The sequence below is a fragment of the Vibrio sp. Vb1337 genome (assembly GCF_033338715.1).
In the GTDB taxonomy this organism is placed as follows: Bacteria; Pseudomonadota; Gammaproteobacteria; order Enterobacterales; family Vibrionaceae; genus Vibrio; species Vibrio alginolyticus.
In genome coordinates this window covers 1-1537 of record NZ_JAWOTD010000087.1, presented here as the reverse complement: position 1 = coordinate 1537, position 1537 = coordinate 1, and the positions used below count along the sequence as shown (strand labels likewise).

Genomic DNA, 1537 nt, shown 5'->3' with positions numbered 1-1537 from the left:
TCGCAGCGCAGTACCTACAAACTGAAGCTGAGATCGGCTACGTAGTTATTGATGTGGAAACTGAGCGTTCAGAAGAAGCACTAACGAAGCTGAAAAGCATTGAAGGCACGATTCGTGCTCGTATTCTTCATTAAGAAGAATCCATACAACAAAGGCAGGGATTATCCCTGCCTTTTCTTTTTGTGTTACCAAAACAAATTATTTTAATTTGTAAACCACATCCACTTGGTCACGAATTACAAGAGTCGAGTCTTGGTAACTGTTCGAACCTTGCTTGCTGTCCATCGCCATTGAGCGCATCAACACAGGCTGTACATGCATTTGGTTATAGTTAATTTGCCAGATGCCGCCGAGTTTTTTATCAAAGCCAGATGCAAGCGATGCCGCTTTTTCTCTCGCATCTTTGATCGCAGCCATGCGCGCTTTTTGTTGATATTCCGCTTGATTGCTCACTTTCAATTGGATGTTGTCGACCTGATTAATGCCAGCTTTCAACGCCATATCCAAATACTGGTTAAGATCGGCTAAATCTGTCACTGTTACATTGATGCTGCGTGATGCTCTGTATCCAACCAACTCCGCTTTGCCCGATTTAGGGTAGTGATACTGAGGCGCAAGATACAGGTTTGAGCTGGTGATATTGTCCTTTGATAAACCAGCATCAGACAGATATTGGAGAAAATCTTCGACTGTTTTATCGACGGATTGTTTTGCTTGTTCCGCTGTCATGGTGGTATCCACCACTTTTACAGAAAAGGTCGCCATGTCTGGTGTTGCGACCACCTCACCGTAACCCGTTGTTGTTACGTGAGCAAATTCAGGCACATCAGCCAAGACTGAAACACTGCTAAGACTAAGAGCTGAAGCCAGCAAACACGAATACAGTTTCATTCGACAAATCCATCCATATCAATAGTGAAGTGTCTCCACAAATCAGCATCACCGACTTTGTTAAGTCGCCGAGCTGTAGGAGTAAGTGGTTTCATAATAGAAACTTCCGGTGATTATCCAAGCTCCTAACTTCACTTCTAACACAACTTTGACTGTGTAACTTTGGTGTAATTTCAACCGTTCGTCATTTAATATTCGTCAGAAATGGTCGTCTATTCAATCACTACTGTGGTAAATGACGCTGTGCATAATTGACAATCGCTTGTGAAATCTCCTGCAATACGCCAGTTTCCAACTGCCAATGGTGCCAATAAATACGATAAGACATCAGGAAGCCAGGCGTAATATCAATTAACGAGCCTTGCTCTAACTCATCAGTAATTTGCAAACGAGGGATCAAACAATATGCCACTCCAGCTAACGCCATTTTGAGAAAAGCCTCTGAGCTGCTGATGTTGTGATGAATCACGCTATCAGGACGCACATTGAAATGCTCCGTGAGAAACTTTTTATGTAAGTCATCATACTGATCGTAGGAAACCGCTGGCGCCTTTGCTAAGGTCTGATTGTTTACACCTTCAGAAAAGTAACGCTGATAAAACTCAGGGTTAGCCACGCAAACGTAATCAATTCGTCCTAAGTAATC

General features: G+C 42.9%; 2 protein-coding genes and 1 pseudogene. 1 reads left to right on the top strand and 2 read right to left on the bottom strand.

Annotation, left to right across the window (positions count from 1 at the left end):
* Positions 1–134 (top strand): annotated as a pseudogene (locus R7E42_RS24050) (phosphoglycerate dehydrogenase); the annotation flags it as partial.
* A gap of 64 nt (positions 135–198) precedes the next feature.
* On the opposite strand, the gene R7E42_RS24045 reads toward R7E42_RS24050, so the two are convergent.
* Positions 199–891, bottom strand: a complete 693-nt coding sequence (locus R7E42_RS24045; protein WP_005482489.1) for an oxidative stress defense protein — start codon at positions 889–891, stop codon at positions 199–201.
* A 223-nt stretch (positions 892–1114) separates the two neighbouring features.
* Positions 1115–1537: LysR substrate-binding domain-containing protein (locus R7E42_RS24040; protein ID WP_318073091.1), on the bottom strand; the 423-nt coding region annotated here is incomplete at its 5' end.

Bases quoted from the DNA above. Each gene is read 5' to 3' on its own strand.
- R7E42_RS24045 (WP_005482489.1), bottom strand. From the start codon at position 891: ATGAAACTGTATTCGTGTTTGCTGGCTTCAGCTCTTAGTCTTAGCAGT.